We start from the raw sequence: 515 nt of genomic DNA on the forward strand, positions 1-515 counted from the left end.
TTGTATAGCATTTTTACTACGGTTACTACTTTCTAAACTACCATAATTATAAATAGTAGTATCAGAAGCATTGATAATGATATTTTTAGAAGAGATTAAACCTTGTTTTTTAGGATCACCATTTTTATCACCTAATATTATCTGACTGGGGAGATTATTTCTTTTTATATTTGAGCGCATAGCGTATTCTTGTTTTAAGATACTTTCGCCTTCTTTAATTATTACTTCTTCTTTACCTGAATGAATAATTATATCTTTTTTAGAAGATATAAATCCGTTTTCTAACTTAATGTTATTAGATATGATATTAAGTTTTTTAAAAGAATGACTAGAACTACGGTCATTTTCGTTACTAAATACAATTTTTCCAATATAATCAATTGATTTTCCACCCATATATCCTTTATTTGTGGGAGCGATATATTTTTCTAAGCGGTAGCCGATTAATTCATCATTATTATTATTGATAACAGGTTTCCCAGTTGTTAACGTTTCTTGTAAGGTATTCGAAAAAC

At 27.2% G+C, this 515-nt stretch carries 1 protein-coding gene; it reads right to left on the reverse strand.

Going from position 1 to position 515, the window contains the following annotated elements; translation table 11 throughout:
* The coding region (locus IE142_RS40500; RefSeq protein WP_229831329.1) for a hypothetical protein at positions 1-515 on the reverse strand (515 nt) is incomplete at both ends.

It is taken from the genome of Streptomyces mutabilis, from assembly GCF_014649815.1.
Taxonomy (GTDB): domain Bacteria; phylum Actinomycetota; class Actinomycetes; order Streptomycetales; family Streptomycetaceae; genus Streptomyces; species Streptomyces mutabilis.